The following is a 23,198-nucleotide window of genomic DNA, read 5'->3' on the forward strand; positions in this document are numbered from 1 at the left end:
AGCCAGGGGCGCAGGGCTAGATTTCACCATGCGCCGCGACGTTGTGGCGCACGTCCCCCATGATCCAGCCGCCTGGCGAACCGGCCATTGATGCCTGGATCATCGCCGGGTGCATGGCGCATGCCTGCGCCGCCCCGGTGGTCGATCACCTGTCATTGCCAGCTCGCGCCCCACAGGACCGGTTGGCGCCGGAGCGATCATGAGCACTCGACGCAAGGTTCCCGGAGTCCGTAGCTACGATGGTCCCGCCGGTGGCTGGGGTGCGCTCAAGGCAACGGCCACGGCCGTGCGCGAGCAGATGGACACCCTCAAGGCGCCCTTGACCCTGATGCGCACCAACCAGCCCGACGGCTTCGACTGCCCGGGTTGTGCCTGGCCGGACAAGGAGCACAAGTCGACCTTCCAGTTCTGTGAGAATGGCGCCAAGGCGGTGACCTGGGAGGCCACCAACAAACGGGTGACGTCCGAGTTCCTGGCCAGCCATCCGGTGGCCTCGCTGCTGCAGCGTTCGGACTATCAGCTGGAGGACCTCGGGCGCCTCACCGAGCCGCTGGTCTACGACCGTGCCAGCGACACCTTCAAGCCAGTGCAATGGCAAGCCGCCTTCGAACGCATTGGCCAGATCTTGCGCGGCCTGGCCCCCGAACAGGTGGAGTTCTACACCTCGGGCCGCGCCTCCAACGAGGCGGCCTACCTGTACCAGCTGTTCGCCCGGGAGTATGGCTGCAACAACTTCCCGGACTGTTCGAACATGTGCCACGAGCCCACCAGCGTCGGTCTGCCCAGGTCCATAGGCATTGGCAAGGGCACGGTATCGCTGGAGGATTTCGATACCTGTGAGCTGATCATCTCCATCGGTCACAACCCCGGCACCAACCATCCGCGGATGATGGGCACCCTGCACGAAGCGTCACGGCGCAAGGTGCCGATCATGGTCTTCAACCCGCTGCGCGAGCGGGCCCTGGAGCGGTTCGCCGATCCGCAGAACATGGTAGAGATGGCCACCTATGGCTCCACCCGCATCGCCTCGTCGTACTTCCAGGTCAAGGCCGGCGGCGACGCGGCCGCGATCAAGGGCATCATGAAGGCCCTGCTGGCCCTGGAAGACAGCCTGGGACAGGTGCTGGACCGCGACTTCATTGCCCAGCACACCCTGGGCTTCGCTGCGCTGGAGGCCGACCTGCACGCCACCCAATGGGCGGATATCGAACAGGCCAGCGGCCTGCACCAGGCAGACATGGAACTGGTCGCCGCGGCCTATGCCAAGTCCAATGCCACCATCGTCACCTACGGCATGGGCATCACCCAGCACAACGAGGGCACCGCCAATGTCCGGCTGATCTGCGACCTGCTGATGCTGAGGGGCAACCTGGGCAAGCCCGGGGCCGGGATCTGCCCGCTGCGCGGCCACTCCAACGTGCAGGGCAACCGCACCGTCGGCATCACTGAAAAACCTGCGCAACCGTTTCTCGACAAACTCGAGCAAGTGTTCGGCTTCAAGCCACCGGCAGCCCATGGCCATGACGCGGTGCAAGCCATGCAGGCGATGATCGCCGGCAGCGCCAAGGCCCTGCTGTGCCTAGGCGGCAACTTCGCCGTGGCCTTGCCGGACCCTGGCCAGTGTTTCCCGGCCATGGGCCAGCTCGACTTGAGCGTGCACATCGCCACCAAGCTCAACCGCAGCCACCTGCTGGTGGCCCGGGAAACCTTCATTCTTCCGTGCCTGGGCCGCACTGAACTGGATGTGCAGGACGGCCTGCGCCAGGCGATCACCGTCGAGGACTCGATGTCCATGGTCCATGCCTCGGCCGGCAAGCTGGCCCCGGCCTCGCAAGCCCTGATGTCGGAACCGGCGATCGTCGCCGGCATGGCCAAGGCGACGCTGACCGCGAGCAAGGTGCCGTGGCTGGAACTGGTGGCCGACTACGACAAGATCCGCGACCTGATCGAACGCACCGTGCCCGGCTTCGACGACTACAACGCCCGCATCCGCGTGCCGGGCGGTTTCCGCATGCCCCTGGCGGCGGCCGAGCGGCGGTGGCTGACGCCCTCGGGCAAGGCCGAGTTCTTTGTCTTCCCCGGATTGCACGAAGACAAGGAAGTGGACGGTGCTGATGTCCTGCGCTTGGTGACCCTGCGCAGCCACGACCAGTACAACACCACCATCTATGCCCTGGACGATCGTTATCGCGGGGTATTCGGCCGTCGCGACGTGCTGTTCATCAGCCCGACGGACCTGGCGGCCCGGGGCCTGGCCCATGGCGACCTGGTGGACATCGAGACGGTGACCGAGGGCCGGCGTCTGCGCTACGAGAACATCACCGCCGTCGAGTACAAGATCGCCCCGGGCACCGTCGGTGCCTACTACCCCGAGGCCAACCGCCTGGTGCCGCTGGACTACCTGGACGTCGACAGCGGCACGCCGTCCTACAAATCGGTGCCTGTACGCGTCGTGCGTTCAACCGTGCCGCTGCCGTAGGCTGCGCACGGGCGCGCAGCGGCCGCGAAGATCGTGAAAGCGCCGCGGCTCCAAGCAAGGCCCTGCGGGCCTTTGCGCAGCTTCGCAGGCTCAGCAGCGGCTACAGGGGCGTGCGAGGCCAGTGTCTCATCATGGATTACCTGAAGACCCGCGCCCCGTTCTGGAAGCAGCGGCGAGCACTGGGTCGAGAGTCGTGCGAACGATCAGCAAGCTGCCAGCCGCAACCCTGATCACCCTCTATTGGCCTGGAACCGGCTGTGGTGGCGAGGGAGCTCGCTCCCGCTCGGCTGCGCAGCGGCCGCAAGACCTGAATCCTCGACATGCCTGATCGAGCACCTGCGCAGCGGATGGCAAGGCTGCGCCTTGCAACGGGAGCAAGCTCCCTCGCCACGGGGAGCGGGGGCACTGCTGCTATTGGTCTGGAACCGGCTGTGGTGGCGAGGGAGCTCGCTCCCGCTCGGCTGCGCAGCGGCCGCAAGACCTGAATCCCCGACATGCCTGATCGAGCACCTGCGCAGCGGATGGCAAGGCTGCGCCTTGCAACGGGAGCAAGCTCCCTCGCCACGGGGAGTGGGGGCACTGCTGCTATTGGCCTGGAGCCGGCTTTGGTGGCGAGGGAGCGCGCTCCCGCTCGGCTGCGCAGCGGCCGAAAAACCTGAATCCCCGACATGCCTGATCGAGCACCTGCGCAGCGGATGGCAAGGCTGCGCCTTGCAACGGGAGCAAGCTCCCTCGCCACGGGGAGTGGGGGCACTGCTGCTATTGGCCTGGAGCCGGCTTTGGTGGCGAGGGAGCTCGCTCCCGCTCGGCTGCGCAGCGGCCGCAAGACCTGAATCCTCGATCTGCCTGATCGAGCACCTGCGCAGCGGATGGCAAGGCTGCGCCTTGCAACGGGAGCAAGCTCCCTCGCCACGGGGAGTGGGGGCACTGCTGCTATTGGCCTGGAACCGGCTGTGGTGGCGAGGGAGCTCGCTCCCGCTCGGCTGCGCAGCGGCCGCAAGACCTGAATCCTCGATCTGCCTGATCGAGCACCTGGCCAGTGGATGGCGAGGCTGTGGGGTTACACCGGGCTGTAGATCCTCGGGGGGCTGCGGTGGGGGACGTGGATCAGGTTCAGGTGGTGCTTGTTGGCCCACTGCACGGTCAGGGCAGTGGGCGCCGAGAGGCTGACCAGGGTGCCCAGGCGTGCCCGCACGGCCTTGTGGATCAGCTCCAGGCTGCAGCGGCTGGTGACCACGGTAAAGCCCTGGCGAGCATCGATCCCGGCGTGGAGCAGGGCGCCGATCAGCTTGTCCAGGGCGTTGTGGCGGCCGATGTCTTCCTGGCACAGGCGTACCTGGCCCTGTTCATCGACGTACAGCGCCGCATGCAAGGCGCCGCTGCTGCGACCCATGAGCTGGGCCTGCTCGATGCGCTCGCGCAGGCCCAGCAGGTGCTCGGACGGCGGCAGTGCTGCAGCTTCCAGGATCTGTAGCTGCGGCAGGGCCTGCTCCAGGGCCTCGACCCCGCACAAGCCACAGCCGCTGGTGCCGGCCATTTGCCGGCGATGGTCCTTGAGGGCCCAGAAGGCGCGGCTGGAGATCTGCACATCGGCCTGGCAGGCCTGGGGGAAATGACTCAGGCGGATGTCGTAGATCTCGTCCAGGCCGGTGACGATGGCGTTGGTGACGCTGAAGCCACGGATGAAGTCCTCGAGGTTGCCCGGAGAGACCATCATCACCGCCTGGCTCAGGCCGTTGTAGGTGATGGCCAGGGCAATCTCGGCGGCCAGGGGGGCCTGGGCCGTTTCCTGCGCGCCGTATTCGCGATAGGCCACGCTCTGGGGCGCCGGGGCCGGTGCGTTGGCCTCGGGTTGTTGATCCGGTTGTTCGATCCGGCAAACCATGCATCCACCTCTTGCTGCTCGGTGCGCCCCAGGGACGCGTTAAACGGTCATTCGCCCTTGATCGCAAACAGCTTGCGGGCTTCGGCGAAACACTTCTCGGCAATCGCCGAGCGCGGTTCGGTCTTGCGCATCACCATGCCCAGGGGCGCCAGCACGCTGGCATCGGGCAGGCTGATGAAGGCCAGGTTCTCGATGGGTGAGTCCAGCCCGCTCTCCAGCGGCATGATCGAGCAGCAGAAGCCTTCGTGGATGGCCTGGAACAGCTGGTAGGTCGAATCGCTTTCCAGGATCGGCTGCGGGTTGAGGCCGCGGCTGCGGAAACTCAGGTCGATGGACTTGCGATAGTGCATGCCGGTGCTGAGCATGCCCAGCGGCAGTTCGGCGGCGTCTTCCCAGCTCAGCTCGGTGCCCTCGAAATGATAGTGCCGGGTGTCGTACAGCAGGCCGACCCGGGTCTCGCCGATCTCGAAGAAGTCCAGGTAGTTGGAGTTGACGTGGTCCAGGTAGCAGACCCCCAGGTCCAGCTGGTTGTTGCCGATCTCCTCGATGATGCGATCGGAGCTTCCGGACGACAGGCTGAACTTGAGTTCGGGAAAACTTGCCGAGAGTTTCTGCACGTAGCTGATGGGGTTGAAGCCGCTCAGGGGCACCAGGCCCAGGCGCAGGTTACCCACCAGTTGCCCGCGGCAGGCGGCGGCTTCGGCGAACAGTCCGTCATGGGCGGCCAGCAGCGTCTTGGCCCAGGCCAGCACCCGTTCGCCGGCCTCGGTGAAACCTTCGAAGCGCTGGCCTCGGGTCACCAGGATCAGGTCCAGTTCATCCTCCAGGTTGCGCAGGCGCATCGACAGGGTCGGCTGGGTGATGTGGCAGCGCGCGGCAGCCTGACCGAAGTGGCGGGTCTGTTCCAGCGCGATCAGAAACTTCAGTTGCTTGATGTCCACAAGGGCACCTGCTGTGGGAGTGTCGTCATCAGTATTAACGCAGAGGTTCAAGCTGTGGGAAGACCCGAAGATCGCCCCGGGCAGTTCCGCCAGCCTTCAGGACGGGGAGCCGGGGGGTGTTTCAGACAGTAGTTCAGGGCTGTTGAAATTGCTCAATCGGGGGTCGTCGGTGGCGCAGTGCAAGGGCGTCAGGCCGTGTACGCGCAGGGCCCGCAACAGGCTGCGCTCGCCCTGGTCCCAGGCCTGGCGCAGATCGCCCAGCCGTGCCGTCGGCAACAGGCTGAACATGGGTTGCCATTGGCCGTCCTGCTGCACCATCACCGTTTGTCCATCATCGGCCCGGGCGTCCAGCAGGGCGTGCAGCAGGGCGTTGTCGATGCGTGGGGCGTCGCAGGCCAGCACCAGCAACCAGGGATGTCGCGCCCGAGCCAGGCCGGCCAGGACCCCCGCCAGGGGGCCGGGGAAGTCCTGCTGGGCATCGGCCACCAACTGATCGGCGTAGGGCCGGTACTGTTCGGCGTTGCGGTTGCAGGAAATGATCAGGTCATCGCTCAAGGGCCGCACCACGTCATGCACATGGGCAATCAGTGGCCGCCCCTGCCAGGGCACCAGGCCCTTGTCCCGGCCACCCATGCGCAGGCCGCGTCCGCCGGCCAGCAGCAGGATCGAGCAGGGCAGGGAGGTCGCGTGGGCAGGCTGGGTCGGGGTCATGGTCACAGGCACGTCGGGTCGATGGCGGGCACGATCTCATTGTCTGCCCGCTGCGTCCAATCGGAACATTCGAATGGCTGATCGACCCGGCTTATCGAGCCCTGGCCTGGGGCTGATGGCGATAGAGCGGGTCGATAATCCGGTCAGCCGGAACGATTAGACAGCCGCGCTTTACGGCCTTTAGCCTGGGCCCATGATTTTCATCTTGGCGGTCGGAGAGTGACATGAGCGTGAAGGCGGATGCGTTGTTCGTACCTTTGAATATTGCCGTGCTGACGGTCAGCGATACCCGGGAATATGCCACCGATACCTCCGGGCAGTTGCTGGTCAGCCGCTTGCTCGAAGCCGGGCATACCTTGAGCGAGCGCAACCTGCTCAAGGACGATCTGTACAAGATTCGCGCCCAGGTAGCGACCTGGATCGCCGACGAACGCATCCAGGTGGTGCTGATCACCGGCGGCACCGGCTTCACCGGCCGCGACAGCACCCCCGAAGCCGTGGGCTGCCTGCTGGACAAGCGCATCGATGGTTTCGGCGAGCTGTTTCGTGCGATCTCGATCCTCGATATCGGCACCTCCACCGTGCAGAGCCGGGCCCTGGCCGGGCTGTCCAACGGCACCCTGGTGTGCTGCCTGCCGGGTTCCACCGGCGCTTGCCGGACCGCTTGGGAAGGCATCCTCGCCGAACAGTTGGATGCCCGGCATCGGCCGTGCAACTTCGTCCCGCACCTCAAGCCGGTACAGGCTTGCGAGAGCCGGGGATGAACAACCGCCTGATGCCGCTGGAAGAGGCACTGGCCAGCCTGCTGGCCATGGCCGATGCCCAGCGTTTGCCCGAGAGCGAAACCCTGGCTTTGGACGAGGCTCGGCAACGGGTGCTGGCGAGCGACCTGGTGGCGACCCTGGACCTGCCGCCCTGGCCCAACAGCGCCATGGATGGTTATGCCCTCGATCTGGAACACTGGGATGGCCAGCCGCTGGTGGTGGCGCAGACGGTGTTTGCCGGTCGGCCCGGCACGCCGCTGCAACCTGGCACCTGCGCCCGGATCTTCACCGGGGCCCCGGTGCCTGCCGGCGCCGACTGCGTCGAGATGCAGGAAAACGTCGAGCTGCTGGAGGATGGTCGGGTGCGTTTCACCCAGGCGCTCAAGCCGGGGCAGAACATCCGCCCCCAGGGCCAGGAGAACCGCCTGGGCCAGGTGCTGCTCGAGGCCGGCACGCGCCTTGGGCCCTTCGAGCTGGCAGTGGCCGCCGCCCAGGGTTGTACCCAGTTGCCGGTGGTGCGCAAGCCCCGGGTGGCGCTGCTGTCCACCGGTGATGAACTGCTGGAGCCGGGCATGCCGGTGCGCGAAGGCTGCATCTACAACAGCAACCGCACCCTGCTCATGCACTGGCTCGATGCCCTGGGCTGCGAGGTGATCGACGCCGGGACGCTTCCCGACCAGCCGCAAGAGACCCGGTTGCGGCTCGAGCAATTGCAGCACGGGATCGACCTGATACTGACCACGGGCGGGGTGTCCGCAGGCGATGCCGATTGCCTGGGCCAGGTGCTGCGCGACAGTGGCCGGCCGCTGTTCTGGAAACTCGCCATCAAGCCCGGCAAGCCCCTGACCGTGGGTTACTTCGGCCAGGTGCCGGTGATCGGCCTGCCGGGCAACCCGGCCTCGGCCCTGGTGACCTTCGGCCTGCTGGCCCGTGCATACCTGCTGCGGATCCAGGGCATGCGCGACATCGAGCCGCTGGGCGTCATGGTTCCCGTGGCCTTCGACTGGACCCGGGCCGGCAGTCGTCGAGAGTACCTGCGCGCCCGCCTGGAGCAGGGGCGGGCGGTGCTCTATCCGAACCAGAGTTCCGGGGTGTTGCTGGGCGCCTGCTGGGCCGATGGCCTGGTGGAGATCCTGGAAGGCCACACCCTGCGGGTGGGAGCCCTGGCACGTTTCATTCCCTTCAGCGAACTGTTCTAGATCTTCCAGTGCCGGGCGCTCTTGGCCAGGCGCTGGCGCATCTCGCCGAGGGTTGCCACCAGTTGCCGGGTCAGCAATTGATAGCCGTCCAGGGCCGAATGCACCGGCGCTTCCAGAGCGTTTTCGAGAGGACCTTCCAGAGGCTTTTCCAGGCGCTGAGTGATACCAGATTGCAGGGCCCGGGCCATGCCCACCAGGTGCATGCGGATTTGCCGGTGCTCGGCCTTGAGGCTCAGTTGCATCTGCGCCATGGCCTGGTGATCGCCAGCGTCGGGGCGGGTGTTGCCGAGAATCTCCAGGGTGCTGATGCACATCCGCAAGTTGCGCTGGATGGCGTCCAGTTCGGTCATGGAAATTCGCACTTCCTTGGACACCGAAGGCATCAGCGAGCGCAGTTGCAGCATGGCGCTGTTGACCCGGCCCAGCAGCCTGAGGTGCTCGTCATCGGTCACTGACTGGCCCTTGATGATCCGCCCATACAACTGCGCGCAATCGCGCAGGGCGCTGGCCAGGTTGTAGCGCCAGGAGTAGACGGCATACAGCGGGATGGCAAAGGAAAACGCCAGGGCCAGGACGATCCCGATGAGGATGTCCACCGCTCGCCACAGGCCGTCGCTGACCTGGTTGTCGCCATGGCCGGCGACGATGAACACGGTGATCGCCGCCAGCAGCGCGGTGTACCCGCCCTTGCCGATGGCGTGGTAGGAGAAGTAGCCACATACCGCCGACATGCCCAGGTAGGTCAGCCAGGGGTGGCCGAAGTACGCCTGTTGCAGTATCAGCAGCAAGCCGACCCCGGCGCCCACCAGGGTGCCGATCGCCCGCTCGGCGGCTTTCTTGCCGATGTTGCCGTGGTGTTGCAGGCCGCCGATCACCACCAGCATGGTCACCGATGCCCACTCGCCGTGGGGCAGGTCGAGGCCGGTGGTCAGCAAGATGGTGGCGACCAGCCCGAGGGCTACCCGCACCGCGTGGATCAGCCGGGCGTGACGGTAGCGCCGGTACGGGTCGAGCACTGGCCGCAGCAGGTGGCGCAGCCAGGAGGGCAGGGTCATGCCCCGCAGGTGGTTGAACGGGCCCAGACCGGTTTCTCCTGTGGTGGGTGAAAGGCAGCGAATGGAAGGGAGCCTGCCAGGCAGGCCCCCGGTCGTGCTAGAAAATGTAGTCGGTGGTCAGGAAGCTGGAGTCACGGTTGCGGATGATGTCACTGATCAGCTCCTTGTTGCGCGCCTGGAACTTGGTCGCCACCAGGGTGCGGATCGAGAACGTGCGCAACGCGTCATGTACCGACAGCGTGCCCTCGGCGGAGTTCTTGCGGCCGTTGAAGGGGAAGGTGTCCGGCCCGCGCTGGCACTGGGCGTTGATGTTGATCCGACCCACCTGGTTGGCGAAGGCGTCCACCAGCCGGCCGATCTGCGCCGGGTCGCTGCCGAACAGGCTCAGTTGCTGGCCGAAGTCCGACTCCAGCACGTAGTCGATCACGGTCTCCAGGTCGCGGTAGGGCACGATGGGCACCACCGGGCCGAACTGCTCCTCGTGGTACACACGCATCTGCGGGTTCACCGGGTACAGCACCGCCGGGTAGAAGAACGAAGCCCGGGAGGCGCCGCCATCGGGGTTCACCACTTGCGCGCCATGGGCCTGGGCATCGGCCACCAGGGCGTGCAGGTAGTCGACCTTGGTGTTCTCCGGCAGCGGCGTCAGGGCCACCCCCGGCTCCCAGGGCATGCCCGGCTTGAGGCTTTGCAGCTTGGTGTTGAACTGCTCGATGAAGCGCTCCACCACGGCTTCATGGACGAACAGGATCTTCAGCGCGGTGCAGCGCTGGCCGTTGAACGACAGGGCGCCGGTCAGGGCTTCGCTGACCGCATTGTCCAGGTCGGCATCGGGCAGCACGATCCCCGGGTTCTTCGCGTCCAGGCCCAGGGCCGCGCGCAGGCGGTGGGGCTTGGGGTGGAGTTTCTTCAGGTCGCTGGCGGCCTTGTTGGTGCCGATGAAGGCGAAGATGTCGATCTTGCCGCTGGCCATCAGCGCACTGACGGTCTCGCGGCCGCTGCCGTAGATGACGTTGATCACCCCGGCCGGGAAGCTGTCGCGGAACGCCTCCAGCAATGGGCGGATCAGCAGCACGCCGAGCTTGGCCGGCTTGAACACCACGGTGTTGCCCATGATCAGCGCCGGGATCAGGGTGGTGAAGGTCTCGTTCAGCGGGTAGTTGTAGGGCCCCATGCACAGGGCCACGCCCAGGGGCACGCGGCGGATCTGGCCGAGGGTGTCCTGCTCCAGCTCGAAGCGGCTGGAGCGCCGGTCCAGTTCCTTCAGTGCACCGATGGTGTCGACGATGTAGTCGCAGGTGCGGTCGAACTCTTTTTCCGAGTCCTTGAGGTTCTTGCCGATCTCCCACATCAGCAGCTTGACCACTGCGGTGCGCTGCTCGCGCATGCGCGCCAGGAAGGCTTCCACGTGCTGGATGCGCTCGGCCACGCGCATCGTTGGCCAGGCGCCCTGGCCCCGGTCGTAGGCGCGCACGGCGGCGTCCAGGGCGGTGAGGGCGGTGTCGGCATCCAGCAGCGGGGTGCTGCCGAGAACCACCTGGCGGTCGCCGTCGGCATCGCTCAGGTAGATCGGGCTGCGGACCTGGGCCAGCGGGCCGTTCCAGGTGCGCAGCTCACCGTCCACCAGGTAGTCGCGCTGCTCCACCGGGTCGGGCAGGCGAAAGGCTTCGGGGATATCGGCGGCGGCAGGAAACAGATTGCTCAAGAGATTGGCTGTGGTCATGACTCTACCCCGTGTAGGAAATGGCTCCGGCGCGGTGACAGCGGCGGCATCGCTCCATGGTTTATACGCCTTAATGGCCCGGTGCTTTAGCGGTTTCTGTGCCGGGCGCGCGAGCGCGACGGCCCCTGGCACAAGCCTGTGGGCCAGCGGTCGCGGTTCGAGATTAAACGTTTCAGCTGCTGCCCAGCAACTGCCGGATCAGGGTCGGGGTGCTACCGGTCCAGCGCTTGAACGAACGGCGGAAGTTGGCCGGATCCTTGAAGTTCAAGTAGTCGGCCACCGCCTCGTTGCTCCAGCCCTTGATCTGGTACAGGTACAGGGCCACGTGCTTGTGCACCCGGTCCACCTGCTGCTGGTAGCCGCTGTGGTGCTTGCTCAGCTTGCGCTTGAGAGTTGCCGGGCTCATGGCGAAATCCTGGGCCGCCTGTTCCAGGCTCGGAGTGCTGCGCACCTGGGTTTTCAGGTAGCGGTACAGGGTGTCGAGGAAGCTGCTGGCAAACCCCAGCTGGCGCAGGTGCTCGCCGGCCTCCAGGCGCGCCACCTGGCCGGCGGTGGCCGAGGCGCCCGGCCAGGGCCGAGTCAGGTATTCCCGGGGGATGCGCATCAGGTCCAGGGGCCGCTGGAACTGGGTCTGCTCCCCCAGGTGTACCCAGTACTGCTCGACGTAGCGCGGTTCGCTGTGGCTGAAGCTGCATTCCCAGGGCAGGCGCTGGCCGGCCAGCCACTGACTCATGGCCACCAGCGAGGTCATGCTGGCTTCCAGCAGGAATCGCCAGTGCTCGCCGGCGCCGCAGCTGTCCAGCCAGTAGCAGTAGGCATGCTGGTCATCGAGCACCAGGCGCGGGCTGGCCAGGGGACTGAGCAGGGCCTGCTGCTGCACCAGGGCATCCAGGGCCTGGTGCAGGTTCTGCGCATGACGCAGGACATGGCTGGCGGCGCCGTAGTGCCCGGGCAGCAGGCGCTGGCCAAACAGGAAGCTGCTGTCATCGGCTTCCAGCAGGCGCCGGCCGTTGCCGATCAGCGCCAGGAACTGCCGGGGGCTGAGGCGGGTGTGACCGGCCAGGATGTCCTCGTGGAACAGCCCGGTGCCGCGCAGCAGGCGGTGGCTGTCGATGTCCCGGGACAGCGCCAGGTCGATCAGCGCCGCCGGCTGATAGTGCCCGGGAATGAACCGCGTATCGGCTTCGTACCAACTGGTTTTCACGGTCATGACGGTGCCTCAGGCGGTTTTCGCCAGGGGCTGCTTGGCCCGGGCCAGGGCCAGGTTGAGGCGCTTGAGCAGCCCCTCCGGGGTTTCCTCCAGGGCCATCACCACCGCGGTGCTGGCCGCCAGGTGCAGGCGCTCGCCGTGTTGCCGGGTCTTGTGCGCCAGGCCCTGCACCGCCTGTTGCAGTTCCAGGGCCAGCAGCCGCGCCTGGCTTTCCCCGGTATTGGGCAGCAGCACCACGAAGCGGTCGCCGGCCAGCCGGCACAGCAGGTCCTGGCGCCGCAGGTTGAGCAGCAGTACATGGCTCAGGGCCTGCAACACCGCATCACCCTCGGCATGGCCGTAGTCCTGGTTGATCGCGGCGAAGTGGTCCAGGTCAAGAGCCAGCAACGACAGGGGCTGCTGCTGCCGGCGGCTGTCGGCCAGGCTGCTGGCCAGCTCGCGCTTGAGGTAGTCGGCGCCAGCCAGGGGCGTGAGCTTGTCGAACTGGCGGTGTTCGCGAAACAGCCGCTCCTTCTTTTCCATCTGCGCGCTGATGGCCAGCTGTTCGCGGTGCCAGTGGTAGATGCCGATGGTCAGCAGGATCATGCCGATGGGCATCGGACCGGACTCCAGCCAGTGGTCCCAGGTGATGCTGTCAGGCAGGCGGATGAACTCGTCGAGGCTGTCGATCCACCAGGAAAAGAAAATGCAGCTCAGGCCCATGGCCAGGTAGTTGGTGACCCGCCCGGCGGGGCGGCTCTTGAGCACCAGCCCCAGCCAGACCAAGGCCAGCAGCGCCGAGCCGCCTTCGCCGATGATGTCCAGCCACTGCCACTCGTCGACCGATTTCAGGCTGCCGCAGGCCAGGTGCAGCAGCAGCCCGGCATTGGCCGCCAGCAACAGTACGGCGAGTTTCCAGCGGTGGGGTTTGAGCACGGAGAACATGGCCGTGGTCCTTTTTGCCAGGAGTGAGAGGGCGCCAGCACAGCAGATGTTTGTGACAGTGGGGTGACGCCGGGAAAAACCTGCGGGAGGTCGAATCAGCTCACCGCGTCGACGTCTTTTTTTACCTGCGCCCCCTGCCGAACCCGCTTTGTGTGGCGAGGGAGCTTGTTCCCGCTGGCGTGCGTAGCGCGCCCAAAGCAGGAGCCGTGAGGCAGGCACCTGCCCGGGGATGACGTGCGGGGGTCATTTCAGCTCATTGTGCCGGCCGAACCCCGGGCAAAAGGGCGTTTGCGCCGTTCGCCGCCCTGGCCTGTCACAGAACCGTCATTCGCCGACCCTAGCGTGCCCTCCCAGTTGCCGGGCCCCTTGCCCGGCGTCAGCGGACTCTTGGGGGAGGACCATCATGTACAAGCGCAGCAGTCCCGGGCTTGTCAGCTTTACCTTGACCGCGCTGGCCATGGCCATCGCCAGTGAACGCTTGAGCGCCGCGCAAACGGCCGCCACCGAGCATGTGCAAGTGGTGGGCCAGGCGGCCAGCGTCGACCAGGCGCTCAAGGAGCAACGTCGCTCGGACAGCATCGAAAGCGTGGTGCACGCCGACGGCGTGGCCCAGTTGCCGGACCAGAACGTTGCCGAGGCGGTACAGCGCCTGCCGGGCATCAGCATCGAGCGCGACCAGGGCGAGGGGCGTTTCGTCAGCGTTCGCGGCCTGGGCCCGGACCTCAACAGCGTGACCATCAACGGCACCCTGGTGCCTTCGCCGGAAAGCGCGCGCCGGGCCGTGGCCCTGGATGTACTGCCCTCGGAGCTGGTGCAGTCGCTGTCGGTGATCAAGACCCTGACCCCGGACATGGACGCCAACTCCCTGGGCGGCACCGTGGACGTGAAAAGCCTCTCGGCCTTCGACCACAAGGGCCTGTTCTACACCGGCAGCAGCGAGGCCAGCTACGACCAGAACACACGCCAGACCAGCCCGAAATTCTCCGGCGCGGCGAGCAACCGCTTCAGCCTCGGCGACGGCGTCGACAACTTCGGCGTGGCTGCGGCCTTGAGCTGGCAGAAGCGCGATTTCGGTTCCGACAACGTCGAGACCGGCGGCGCCTGGGACTTCAGCCAGGGCGCCAAGCTGCAGGAGTTCGAGCAGCGCGACTACGCCATCAGCCGCGAGCGCGCCGGTGGCGGCCTGAACTTCGACTACAAGCCCGACGACAGCAGCAGCTATTACCTGCGCACCCTCTACAGCCGCTACAAGGACAGCGAGACCCGCAACTCCACTAGCATCGAGTTCGCCGACCCCCAGGCGGCCGGCGAGCGCGGCGACGCCGAAGCCTCGCGCAAGCTCAAGCAGCGCGAGGAAACCCAGCAGATCCAGTCCTACGTGTTCGGTGGCGAGCGCCAGCTGGGGCTGTGGACCCTCAGCGGGCAGACCGGCTACAGCCGTTCCAGCGAAGACAGCCCGGCGCATATCGCCGGGGCCACCTTCAAGGGCAACAGCGATTTTTCCGACAGCGGTTTCTCCGGCAACGGCAAGCCACGGCCGGTGATCGGCGCCGGCTTCTATGACGCGGCCAACTTCACCCTGGACAAGGTCGACTGGGAAAAGCAGAACACCACCGACACCGAGAAGAACCTGCGCCTGGACCTGGCCCGGGACTACGATCTCAGTGGCTATGCGGCGCAGTTCAAGTTCGGCGGCAAGCTCAGCCGGCGCAACAAGGACAACGACCTGGAGGCCTGGGTCTACAAGGACTTCGACAGCCTGGGCTTCACTGACCAGCAGCTCAACCTCGGGCAGTTCCAGAAGGGCAGCGTGGACTATTCCCTCGGCCGCTTCGGCCCGGGCATCAGTGGCAGCGCCATCAAGGGGCTGATCGGCGGCCTGAATCCGGCGGCCTTCTACGACGCGGAAGAATCCCGGGCCAACGACTTCAAGATCCGCGAAGACATCAACGCCGGCTACTTCATGAACACCCTGGACATCGACGACTGGCGCTTTATCGCCGGCCTGCGCTACGAGGGCACCGAATTCGAGGCCAAGGGCACCGGGGTCACCGACGGCGCCTTCACCGCCACCGACACCCGGCGCCGCTACCAGCACTGGCTGCCGGGGCTGCATGCGCGCTACCAGCTGGACAAGAACACCCAGCTGCGCGCGGCCTGGACCAAGAGCGTGGTGCGCCCGACCTTCGGCCAACTGGCCCCGGGCTTTGTCATCGACGGCGACGAGGCGACCTTCGGCAACCCCGGCCTCAAGCCCCTGGAGTCGAGCAACCTGGACCTGGGCATCGAGCACTACATGGGCCATGCCGGCACCGTCTCGGCCTTCGTGTTCTACAAGGACATCCAGAACTTCGTCTACAACACCGACCTGGCCGGCACTGGCGCCTGGAGCGGGTTCTCCGAGGCCCACACCTTCGCCAATGGCGATAGTGCCAAGCTGTACGGCCTGGAACTGGCCTACTCGCAGAAGTTCGACTGGCTGCCGGCGCCGTGGAGCGGCCTGCTGGTGGGCGCCAACAGCACCTTCAGCCGCTCCAGCGCAAGCATCGAGGGTTTCGACCAGAAGGCCGGGGTCAACCGCAAGCGCGACATCGACCTGCCCAACCAGTCGGACACCGTGGGCAACCTGATGCTCGGCTGGGAGGACGACAAGCTCAGCCTGCGCCTGTCAGCCAACTACAAGTCGGCCTATCTGTTCGAACTGGCGTCCATCAGCGACAAGGCCCACGACCTGCACGTGGATGCCCAGACCTTCGTCGACTTCAGCGCCAAGTATTCCCTGACCAAGAACCTGCAACTGAGCTTCGAGGCGCAGAACCTCACCGACCAGCCGTACTTCGTCTACACCGGTCACCGCTCCTACAACGCCCAGTACGAGGAATACGGCCCGACCTACAAGCTCGGCCTGACCTTCACCCATTTCTAAGTAGCGGGCCCTTGCCCGATTGCACACCCAAGGATTGTGATGAGCACTGTATCTACCGCGAAAAACGGCCTGCTGGCCCTGTGCATTGGCCTGGCCAGCACTGCCGCCCTGGCCGCGCCCAGCGTGCCTGGCCTGAACCTCAAGCCCTGGGCCGAGCAGACCCCGGGCGTCACCGGCCTGGGTTTTGTGCCCGCAGGCACAGGCGCCGACCGGCTGCTGGCCAGCGAGCGCGAAGGCCTGTTGCTGTTGGATGAGCAGGGCCGGCAACTGAGCCGCTTCAAGGGCTCGTTCAACGGCCTGGACAGCCGCGCCACCGGCGGGCAACTGCTGGTGGCCAGCCTGGACAACGAACGCCAGCAGGCGCTGCTGGTGAGCCTCGACCCGGCCAGCCGCACCTGGGGCCAGCCGCTGTACCTGCCACCCCGGGACTACCCGGTCAACGGCCTGTGCCTGTACCGCGACGAGGCCAGCAACCTGTTCCTGTTCCTGGTGGGCGAGGAGGGCAAGGGCGAGCAGTGGCTGGTGGGCAACGGCGCGCAGTTGAGCGCCGAAGCGCAGCGGGTGCGTGGTCTGCCACTGCCGCCGGAGGCCAAGTTCTGCCAGGTGGACGATGGCGCCCAGCAATTGCTGGTCAATGAACAGAATGTTGGCTGGTGGGCCTACCCGGCCCATGCCGAGGCCGACACCGCGCGCCAGCCGGTGGCCCTGCGCGCGCCCTTTGGCGAAATCAGCAAAAGCGCCGGGGCCATGGCCCTGGTGCCCGGCGGGGTGTTGGGGCTGGACCCGAAAGCCGCGCAACTGCACCTCTACCAGCAGCAGGAAAAAGGCTGGGTGGCCCAGGCCACGCTGCCCCTGGCCGGCCTCGAGGAGCCGGAAAACCTTGCCCTGCGGGTCAGCGGCAAAGGCCTGCAAGTGCTGCTGCGCGATGACCAGGACGGGCGCCTGTACCAGGGCCAGTTGAATTGGCAGGCCACTCCGGTGGCGCTGCCGCCGGTATTGCCTACCGTGCAGGCGGCGGTGCAGAGCGAACCGGTGGGGCGCCAGGGCGATGCCGCCGATGACCCGGCGATCTGGGTCCACCCGCAACAACCGTCCCTGAGCCGGGTCCTGGGCACCAACAAGAAGCAGGGCCTGCTGGCCTACGACCTGCAGGGCAAGCTGTTGCAGGAGCTGGCGGTGGGGCGCCTGAACAACGTCGACGTGCGGCCCAACTTCCAGCTCGGCGAGCGCCGTGTGGACCTGGCGGTAGCCAGCAACCGCGACCGCAACAGCCTCAGCCTGTTCGCCATCGACCGGGCCAACGGCGAACTGAGCGAGGCCGGGGAGGTGCCCACGCCGCTCAAGGAAATCTACGGCATCTGCCTGTTCCAGCCGGCCAGCGGCGAGATCTACGCCATTGCCAACGACAAGGATGGCACCTTCGTCCAGTACCGCCTGAGCGCCCCTGGCGGCACCGCCCAGGGCGAGCTGGTGCGCCAGTTCAAGGTGGCCAGCCAGCCCGAGGGCTGCGTCGCCGACGACCAGCGCCAGCGCCTGTTCCTCGGTGAAGAGGACGTCGGGGTCTGGGCGGTGGATGCCCGGCCCGAGCAGCCGGCGATCCTGCACAGCGTGATCAAGGTCGGCGGCCTGTTGCAGGCCGATGTCGAGGGCCTGGCCCTGTACCAGAGCAACGCCCGCGACTACCTGGTGATATCCAGCCAGGGCAACGACAGCTACCTGGTGCTGGATGCCGAGCCGCCGTTCGCCTCCCACGGCGCCTTCCGGGTCAGCCTGAATGCCGAGGCGGGGATCGACGGCGCCTCGGAAACCGACGGCCTGGAAGTCACCTCGGCCAACCTCGGCGGGCCCTGGAGCCAGGGCTTGCTGGTGGTCCAGGATGGACGCAAGCGCATGCCCGAGCAGACCCAGAACTTCAAGTTCGTACCCTGGGCCGAGGTCACCCAGGCCCTGAAGCTGCCCTGAGCCGGCGGTCATCACCTGGTCATTTGAATGTCATCGAATAGCCCCGCCAGCCCAGGCGGGCACCCGAGAAGGAGTTCCACCATGCAGGCCACACTCGAACACATGAGCATCTGGGGGCTGATCAGCGATGCCAGCCTGTTGGTCAAGGCGGTGATGCTGACCTTGCTCCTGGCGTCCTTGCTCAGCTGGTACCTGATCATCCAGCGTGGCGCCGTGCTGCGCGGTCGTGAGCAGCGCTTCAAGGATTTCATCCAGCGCTTTCGCGTCGCCCCCGAGTTGTTGCCGCTGTACCGCGAAGTGGCCAAGAGCAGCGATGCCGAAGGCGGCGTGGAGCCGATCTTTGCCGCCGGCTACCAGGAATTCGACCACCTGCGCGGCCAGCCAGGCAGTGCCGGCGAAGGTGTGCTGGAAGGTGTGGAGCGGGCCTTGTACGTGGCCATCAGCGAGCAGGAAACCCGCCTGGAAAAGGGCCTGCAGTTTCTGGCCACCGTGGGTTCGGTGAGCCCCTATATCGGCCTGTTCGGTACTGTGTGGGGAATCATGAATTCCTTCCTCGGCCTGTCCCAGGTGCAGCAGGCGACCCTGTCCACCGTGGCCCCGGGCATTGCCGAGGCGCTGATCGCCACCGCCATCGGGTTGTTCGCGGCGATTCCCGCGGTGATCGCCTACAACCGCTTCTCCGCCCGCAGCCAGACCCTGCTGACCCGCTACTACGCCTTCGGCAATGAACTGCAAGTACGCCTGCATCGCACCTTGCAGGGCACCCCGAGCCACCTGGCCGTGGCCGCCTGAGAGAAGGAGCAAGCCGATGTTGACCCGGCCGCAACGCAAGCACGGACCCAAGGCGGAAATGAACGTGGTGCCCTACATCGACGTAATGCTGGTGCTGCTGGTGATCTTCATGGTCACCGCACCGATGCTCACCCAGGGAGTGAAGATCCAATTGCCCAAGGTCGCCAGTGAGGCCCTGGCCACCGACAGCCGCCAGCAGATCCTCACCCTGTCGGTGCAGGCCGGCGGCGGCTACTACTGGAACCTGGGCAGCGAACTGGACACCCGGAACCAGACCGACAGCGCCGTGGACCTTGGGCAGATGCGCGCCAAGGTGGCCCAGGTGATTGCCCGTCGCGGCGACACCCAGGTGTATATCCGCGCCGACCAGGACGCGGCCTACGCCAGCGTGGTGGCGGCCATGGCGGCGTTGCAGCAGGGCGGGGTGCACAACCTGGGGCTGGTGACCGAGGCCCCGCAATGACGGCGATGATCATGCACACTCCTACCGCGATGTCCCTGCGGCCCGAGGCGCCGGGCTTCTGGCGCAACAGCCTGGCGGCGAGCCTGGCCCTGGCCCTGCACGCCGGAGTATTGGTGGCGCTGATGCTGGGCTGGTCGGTGGACAAGCCCAAGGTCGAGGCGCCACCGGTACTGACCACCCAGCTGGTGATGCTGGCGCCGCCTGCCGCCCCCGCAGAACCGCTGCCGGCAGTGGCCGAGGTGGCGCCACCACCCGCGCCCGCAGCTCCACTGGAACCCCCAAGACCTCGGGTGGACCCTCAGGTTCAGGCGCAGAAGCTGGAGCAGGCGGCCCTGGCGCGCAAGCGTGTGCAAGACAAGAAACATGAGCAGGTGCAGGAGCAGCAACGCCAGCAGCGCGAGCGCCTGGACGCCGAGCAGCGCCAGCGCGATACCGAGCAACGCCTGGCCCAGGAACAGGCTCGGCGCGCCGAACAGTCGCGGCTGGCGGCAGAGCGCGGGCGCCAGCAGGCGGCCCAGGCAGCGGCCGATAGCCGCCAGTACCAGCCCCTGAGCAAGGAGGCTCCGGACTACCCGCAACGGGCCCTGGACAAGAACCTGGAAGGCGACTGCACCGTGGAATACAGCGTCAACTCCCAGGGGCGGGTGGAGAACCCCAAGGTCATCGACGGTTGCCATCCGCTGTTCATGCGCCCGTCCCTGGCGGCGGTGGCGACGTTCCGTTACCAGCCGCGGCTGATCGATGGCCAGGCCGTGACGGTGCCGGCGGTACGCAACACCTTTCACTACCGGATCAAATGAGTCGGGGGCAGGCCTGCCTTCGTTGCCGTCCAGGCGGTCTCCTGGCTGATTGCACGCACCCTGGCTGGCCGAGCCTGTCCCCTTGGCTGGCCGCCAATGCCCTCAACCCCGGGGCGCGGGTGTCTTAGTGTGACCGGGTGTGGTCCGCCCCTGTCGTCGGGGCGGTTCCCTTGCCCTGGCTGCACTGAGGACCGTTGATGCCCATCGTCACTCCCGTTTGCCCGCGCCCGTCGCGGCGTCACAGTTTCCTGATTGCTCGCAGCGCCCTGACGCTGGCCCTGGGCCTGTTGCTGAGTGCCTGCGGCGAGGCTGAACCGCCTGCCATCGGGCGCCTCGACACGGCCCGCCAGAGCCCGGCCGATCCGCACCTGGCGCGGATCTACGACAGCAGCTGCAAGCTGTGCCACGCCAATCCAGCTTCCGGAGCGCCGCTGGCCGGCGATGCCAAGGCCTGGGCGCCGCGCGTGGCCCAGGGCGCCGACACCCTGCTGGACCACAGCATCAACGGTTACCAGGGCATGCCGCCCATGGGCCAGTGCATGCAGTGCTCCGAAGAGCAGTTCCTGGCGCTGATCCGCTTCATGTCCGGCCATTCACTTCAATAAAAATACAAGGTCACCTTCCATGGTCATGCACCTCTCTCGTCGCCGACTGCTGCAAGGGGCCGGCGCCCTCGGCGCATTCACCGCGCTGTGCAGCAACCCGCTGATGGCCGAACTGGTTCGCGCGCCGCGGCTGATTCCCTGGCGCAACTGGTCCGGCGCGCAAAGCTGCCTGCCCGAGGCACGCCTGGCCCCCAAGGACCTGGACGAGCTGGTCCAGGTGATCCGCAATGCCCCGGGCAAGATCCGTCCGGTGGGCTCGGGGCATTCCTTCAGCGCCCTGGTACCCACCGACGGCACCTTGCTGTCCCTGGCCTATTTCAACGGCCTGCTGGAACACGATCCCAAGACCCTGCAGGCGGAATTCGCCGGCGGTACGCCGATGGCGCTGATGGGGCCGGCGCTCAAGGAGGTGGGGCAGGCCCTGTGGAACATGGCCGACATCGACTACCAGACCCTGGCCGGCGCCATTGCCACCTCGACCCATGGCACCGGGGTCGGCTTCGGTTCCTATTCGACCCAGGTCTGCGGCCTGCAACTGGTGACTGCCGATGGCCAGGTGCTGGACTGCGATCGCCAGCGCAACGCCGAGGTGTTCCAGGCCGCGCGGGTGTCCCTGGGGGCGCTGGGGGTGACGACCCGGATTCGCTTGCAGAACCGGACGGCCTACCGCCTGCGGGAAAAGCAATGGATCGCCAGGACCGATGAGCTGCTGGAGGACATGGATCACCTGACCCGCGACAACCAGCACTGGGAAATGCTCGTGGTCACCCATTCCGACTACGCACTGGCGGTGGCGCTGAACGAGACCACCGACCCGGCAACCCCGCCCACGGACCCGGCCGAGGAGGGCGGCAACGAGTTCGTCAGCCTGATCGAGAACCTCGACAAGTACGTCAGCGACTTCCCCGACACCCGCCGTCATCTGCTCAATAGCCTGCGCTGGCTGGCCCGTTTCGACGAGCGGGTGGGCGACTCCTTCCAGGTCTACGCCAACGTGCGCAGCGTGCGCTTCAACGAGATGGAGTACTCGGTGCCGGCGCACCTGGGGCCGGCGTGCCTGCGCGAGATCCTTGCGCTGATCCACGACAAGGACCTGCGCACCTGGTTTCCCATCGAGTACCGCTACGTCAAGGCCGACGACATTCCCTTGAGCATGTTCGAGGGCCGCGACAGCTGTTCGATCTCGGTGCACCAGCACTACAGCATGGATCACCACAACTTCTTCGCTGCGGTGGAGCCCATTTTCTGGAAGTACCAGGGGCGTCCGCACTGGGGCAAGCACCACAGCCTCAACGCCCGCACCCTGCAGGGGCTGTACCCGCAGTGGCAGGCTTTCGCCAGGGTGCGCCAGGAACTGGACCCCAAGGGCACTTTCATCAACGCCCACCTGGCCAGCGTGCTGGGGGTGGCATGAACCGGAGATCAGACTCATGAACCGTCGTCGTTTCATGGCCGGCACCCTGGGTGCCGGCGTATTGCTGGCGGGTGTCGGCGCCTGGCTGCGACCGGGTGACCGGGGCGCGCCCTACAGCCCGTACTTCGCCGAACTCAATCGCGAACTCAAGGCCAAGGGGCCGATGCAGCCGGTGATGCTGATCGACCTCGATCGCCTGGATCACAACATCGATGTGGTCATGCAGTCGGTGCAGCGCGGTGGCAAGCAACTGCGCCTGGTGGAGAAGTCACTGCCATCGCCCGGGCTGCTGGCCTATATCGCCCGGCGTGCCGGCACCCAGCGCTTGATGTCGTTCCACCAGCCGTTTCTCAACCACGATGCCCAGGTCTTCGCCGACGCCGACATTCTCCTGGGCAAACCGCTGCCGGTACGCGCTGCCGAGTTGTTCTACCAGCAGCACCAGGGGCCGTTCGATCCGTCCCGGCAGTTGCAGTGGCTGCTGGACTCTCCCGAACGCTTGCAGCAGTACCTGGCGCTGGCCCAGGGCCTGGGCACCAGGATGCGCATCAATATCGAGCTGGACGTGGGCCTGCACCGTGGTGGGGTGGCGGACAACGCCGTGCTCGGGCAGATGCTGGCGCTGATCGCCGCCCACCCGCAGCACCTGGAGTTTGCCGGGTTCATGGGGTACGACCCCTTCGTCGACATGGGCGTACCGGGGATTCTCGGCTCGCCGCAAAGCCTGTTCGCCAAGGTCATGGTCATCTACAACGGCTTCGTCGACTTCACCCGCCAGCAATACCCGGCGCTGTGGCGCCCGGGCCTGACCTTGAACACCGCCGGCAGTCCCAGCTATCGCCGGCACGAGCAGGAGTCCCTGAGCACCGAGGTCTCGGTGGGCACGGCGATGCTCAAGCCCAGCCACTACGACCTGCCTTCCCTGGAACAACATGTGCCGGCGGTGTTCATCGCCACTCCGGTGCTCAAGAGCACCGGCCCGGTGCGGATTCCGGCGCTGGACGACAAGTCGCGGCTGTTGTCCTGGTGGGACAGCAACCAGCGCCAGACCTTTTTCATCTACGGCGGGTACTGGCTGGCGGACTTCGAGTCGCCGGCGGGGTTGCAGAGCAATGGCCTGTTCGGCCGCAGCTCCAACCAGGAGATGGTCAACGGTTCCAGTGCCGTGGGCCTGTCAGTGGACGACCAGATCTTCCTGCGCCCCCACCAGAGCGAGGCCGTGCTGCTGCAGTTCGGCGACCTGCTGGCCCTGCGCGGTGGGCGCATCGTCGAACGCTGGCCGGTCTACGCCTGACCCCCGAGGCAGCGGCGACACGAAGCCTGTAGCCGCTGTCGAGCCACGGCG

General features: G+C 66.5%; 18 protein-coding genes. 11 read left to right on the forward strand and 7 right to left on the reverse strand.

Annotated elements, in window-relative coordinates; translation table 11 throughout:
- Positions 1 to 199 precede the first annotated feature (199 nt).
- Positions 200 to 2,479 carry an FdhF/YdeP family oxidoreductase gene (locus LGQ10_RS31090; RefSeq protein ID WP_226524209.1) on the forward strand — a complete coding sequence of 760 codons (2,280 nt, stop codon included), beginning with the start codon at positions 200 to 202 and terminating at the stop codon, positions 2,477 to 2,479.
- A 1,060-nt stretch (positions 2,480 to 3,539) separates the two neighbouring features.
- On the opposite strand, the gene fdhD is transcribed toward LGQ10_RS31090, so the two are convergent.
- The 3 genes from fdhD to mobA form a co-directional block, all read right to left on the reverse strand.
- Positions 3,540 to 4,364, reverse strand: coding sequence for a formate dehydrogenase accessory sulfurtransferase FdhD (gene fdhD / locus LGQ10_RS31095; protein ID WP_226524210.1), 825 nt, complete (start codon positions 4,362 to 4,364; stop codon positions 3,540 to 3,542).
- A gap of 47 nt (positions 4,365 to 4,411) precedes the next feature.
- Positions 4,412 to 5,305 carry a LysR family transcriptional regulator gene (locus LGQ10_RS31100; protein ID WP_226524211.1) on the reverse strand — a complete coding sequence of 298 codons (894 nt, stop codon included), beginning with the start codon at positions 5,303 to 5,305 and terminating at the stop codon, positions 4,412 to 4,414.
- Between the two features lie 96 nt (positions 5,306 to 5,401).
- Entirely contained in the window at positions 5,402 to 6,016 is a 615-nt protein-coding gene (gene mobA / locus LGQ10_RS31105) for a molybdenum cofactor guanylyltransferase MobA (protein WP_226524212.1), read from the reverse strand.
- A gap of 224 nt (positions 6,017 to 6,240) precedes the next feature.
- Between mobA and moaB the strand changes: the two genes are divergently transcribed.
- On the forward strand, positions 6,241 to 6,780 hold the full coding sequence (gene moaB / locus LGQ10_RS31110) for a molybdenum cofactor biosynthesis protein B (protein WP_022639460.1): 540 nt from the start codon (positions 6,241 to 6,243) through the stop codon (positions 6,778 to 6,780).
- Positions 6,777 to 7,979 carry a gephyrin-like molybdotransferase Glp gene (gene glp / locus LGQ10_RS31115; protein WP_226524213.1) on the forward strand — a complete coding sequence of 401 codons (1,203 nt, stop codon included), beginning with the start codon at positions 6,777 to 6,779 and terminating at the stop codon, positions 7,977 to 7,979. The genes moaB and glp overlap by 4 nt, the downstream gene beginning before the upstream one ends.
- On the opposite strand, the gene LGQ10_RS31120 is transcribed toward glp, so the two are convergent.
- The 4 genes from LGQ10_RS31120 to LGQ10_RS31135 all read right to left on the reverse strand — a co-directional run bounded on the left by LGQ10_RS31120 (position 7,976) and on the right by LGQ10_RS31135 (position 12,891).
- The gene (locus LGQ10_RS31120; RefSeq protein ID WP_226524214.1) at positions 7,976 to 9,034 is read right to left on the reverse strand and encodes an FUSC family protein; all 1,059 of its coding nucleotides are present in this window, start codon (positions 9,032 to 9,034) and stop codon (positions 7,976 to 7,978) included. The two genes, glp and LGQ10_RS31120, sit on opposite strands and share 4 nt — an antisense overlap.
- Before the next feature lie 97 nt (positions 9,035 to 9,131).
- Positions 9,132 to 10,757 (reverse strand): NADP-dependent glyceraldehyde-3-phosphate dehydrogenase, encoded by a 1,626-nt coding sequence (locus LGQ10_RS31125; protein WP_226524215.1) that lies wholly within the window; start codon positions 10,755 to 10,757, stop codon positions 9,132 to 9,134.
- Between the two features lie 172 nt (positions 10,758 to 10,929).
- Positions 10,930 to 11,967 (reverse strand): AraC family transcriptional regulator, encoded by a 1,038-nt coding sequence (locus LGQ10_RS31130; RefSeq protein WP_058435960.1) that lies wholly within the window; start codon positions 11,965 to 11,967, stop codon positions 10,930 to 10,932.
- Positions 11,968 to 11,976: 9 nt separating this feature from the next.
- Positions 11,977 to 12,891: a GGDEF domain-containing protein gene (locus LGQ10_RS31135; protein ID WP_226524216.1), complete on the reverse strand. Its 915-nt coding sequence runs from the start codon at positions 12,889 to 12,891 to the stop codon at positions 11,977 to 11,979.
- Positions 12,892 to 13,294: 403 nt separating this feature from the next.
- Between LGQ10_RS31135 and LGQ10_RS31140 the strand changes: the two genes are divergently transcribed.
- The 8 genes from LGQ10_RS31140 to LGQ10_RS31175 all read left to right on the forward strand — a co-directional run bounded on the left by LGQ10_RS31140 (position 13,295) and on the right by LGQ10_RS31175 (position 23,147).
- A complete protein-coding gene (locus LGQ10_RS31140) occupies positions 13,295 to 15,817 on the forward strand; it encodes a TonB-dependent receptor (RefSeq protein WP_226524217.1) in 2,523 nt (840 codons plus the stop codon).
- A gap of 39 nt (positions 15,818 to 15,856) precedes the next feature.
- Positions 15,857 to 17,779 carry a phytase gene (locus LGQ10_RS31145; RefSeq protein ID WP_226524218.1) on the forward strand — a complete coding sequence of 641 codons (1,923 nt, stop codon included), beginning with the start codon at positions 15,857 to 15,859 and terminating at the stop codon, positions 17,777 to 17,779.
- Positions 17,780 to 17,860: 81 nt separating this feature from the next.
- Positions 17,861 to 18,571 carry a protein TolQ gene (tolQ, locus tag LGQ10_RS31150; protein WP_226524219.1) on the forward strand — a complete coding sequence of 237 codons (711 nt, stop codon included), beginning with the start codon at positions 17,861 to 17,863 and terminating at the stop codon, positions 18,569 to 18,571.
- A 16-nt stretch (positions 18,572 to 18,587) separates the two neighbouring features.
- On the forward strand, positions 18,588 to 19,034 hold the full coding sequence (gene tolR, locus LGQ10_RS31155) for a protein TolR (RefSeq protein ID WP_058436279.1): 447 nt from the start codon (positions 18,588 to 18,590) through the stop codon (positions 19,032 to 19,034).
- A complete protein-coding gene (locus tag LGQ10_RS31160) occupies positions 19,031 to 19,834 on the forward strand; it encodes an energy transducer TonB (protein ID WP_226524220.1) in 804 nt (267 codons plus the stop codon). Before tolR ends, LGQ10_RS31160 begins: the two co-directional genes overlap by 4 nt.
- A gap of 197 nt (positions 19,835 to 20,031) precedes the next feature.
- Positions 20,032 to 20,439: a c-type cytochrome gene (locus tag LGQ10_RS31165; protein ID WP_058436277.1), complete on the forward strand. Its 408-nt coding sequence runs from the start codon at positions 20,032 to 20,034 to the stop codon at positions 20,437 to 20,439.
- A 103-nt stretch (positions 20,440 to 20,542) separates the two neighbouring features.
- Positions 20,543 to 21,853: a D-arabinono-1,4-lactone oxidase gene (locus LGQ10_RS31170; RefSeq protein WP_413247644.1), complete on the forward strand. Its 1,311-nt coding sequence runs from the start codon at positions 20,543 to 20,545 to the stop codon at positions 21,851 to 21,853.
- A gap of 85 nt (positions 21,854 to 21,938) precedes the next feature.
- Positions 21,939 to 23,147 (forward strand): DSD1 family PLP-dependent enzyme, encoded by a 1,209-nt coding sequence (locus LGQ10_RS31175; RefSeq protein ID WP_226526241.1) that lies wholly within the window; start codon positions 21,939 to 21,941, stop codon positions 23,145 to 23,147.
- The last annotated feature ends 51 nt before the right edge of the window (positions 23,148 to 23,198 follow it).

The sequence above is a fragment of the Pseudomonas sp. L5B5 genome, assembly GCF_020520285.1.
Taxonomy (GTDB): domain Bacteria; phylum Pseudomonadota; class Gammaproteobacteria; order Pseudomonadales; family Pseudomonadaceae; genus Aquipseudomonas.

Bases quoted from the DNA above. Each gene is read 5' to 3' on its own strand.
- LGQ10_RS31120 (WP_226524214.1), bottom strand. From the start codon at position 9,034: ATGACCCTGCCCTCCTGGCTGCGCCACCTGCTGCGGCCAGTGCTCGAC.
- mobA (WP_226524212.1), bottom strand. From the start codon at position 6,016: ATGACCCCGACCCAGCCTGCCCACGCGACCTCCCTGCCCTGCTCGATC.
- tolR (WP_058436279.1), top strand. From the start codon at position 18,588: ATGTTGACCCGGCCGCAACGCAAGCACGGACCCAAGGCGGAAATGAAC.
- tolQ (WP_226524219.1), top strand. From the start codon at position 17,861: ATGCAGGCCACACTCGAACACATGAGCATCTGGGGGCTGATCAGCGAT.
- LGQ10_RS31130 (WP_058435960.1), bottom strand. From the start codon at position 11,967: ATGACCGTGAAAACCAGTTGGTACGAAGCCGATACGCGGTTCATTCCC.
- fdhD (WP_226524210.1), bottom strand. From the start codon at position 4,364: ATGGTTTGCCGGATCGAACAACCGGATCAACAACCCGAGGCCAACGCA.
- LGQ10_RS31165 (WP_058436277.1), top strand. From the start codon at position 20,032: ATGCCCATCGTCACTCCCGTTTGCCCGCGCCCGTCGCGGCGTCACAGT.
- LGQ10_RS31090 (WP_226524209.1), top strand. From the start codon at position 200: ATGAGCACTCGACGCAAGGTTCCCGGAGTCCGTAGCTACGATGGTCCC.
- LGQ10_RS31170 (WP_413247644.1), top strand. From the start codon at position 20,543: ATGGCCGAACTGGTTCGCGCGCCGCGGCTGATTCCCTGGCGCAACTGG.
- glp (WP_226524213.1), top strand. From the start codon at position 6,777: ATGAACAACCGCCTGATGCCGCTGGAAGAGGCACTGGCCAGCCTGCTG.
- LGQ10_RS31125 (WP_226524215.1), bottom strand. From the start codon at position 10,757: ATGACCACAGCCAATCTCTTGAGCAATCTGTTTCCTGCCGCCGCCGAT.
- LGQ10_RS31140 (WP_226524217.1), top strand. From the start codon at position 13,295: ATGTACAAGCGCAGCAGTCCCGGGCTTGTCAGCTTTACCTTGACCGCG.
- moaB (WP_022639460.1), top strand. From the start codon at position 6,241: ATGAGCGTGAAGGCGGATGCGTTGTTCGTACCTTTGAATATTGCCGTG.
- LGQ10_RS31145 (WP_226524218.1), top strand. From the start codon at position 15,857: ATGAGCACTGTATCTACCGCGAAAAACGGCCTGCTGGCCCTGTGCATT.
- LGQ10_RS31135 (WP_226524216.1), bottom strand. From the start codon at position 12,891: ATGTTCTCCGTGCTCAAACCCCACCGCTGGAAACTCGCCGTACTGTTG.
- LGQ10_RS31160 (WP_226524220.1), top strand. From the start codon at position 19,031: ATGACGGCGATGATCATGCACACTCCTACCGCGATGTCCCTGCGGCCC.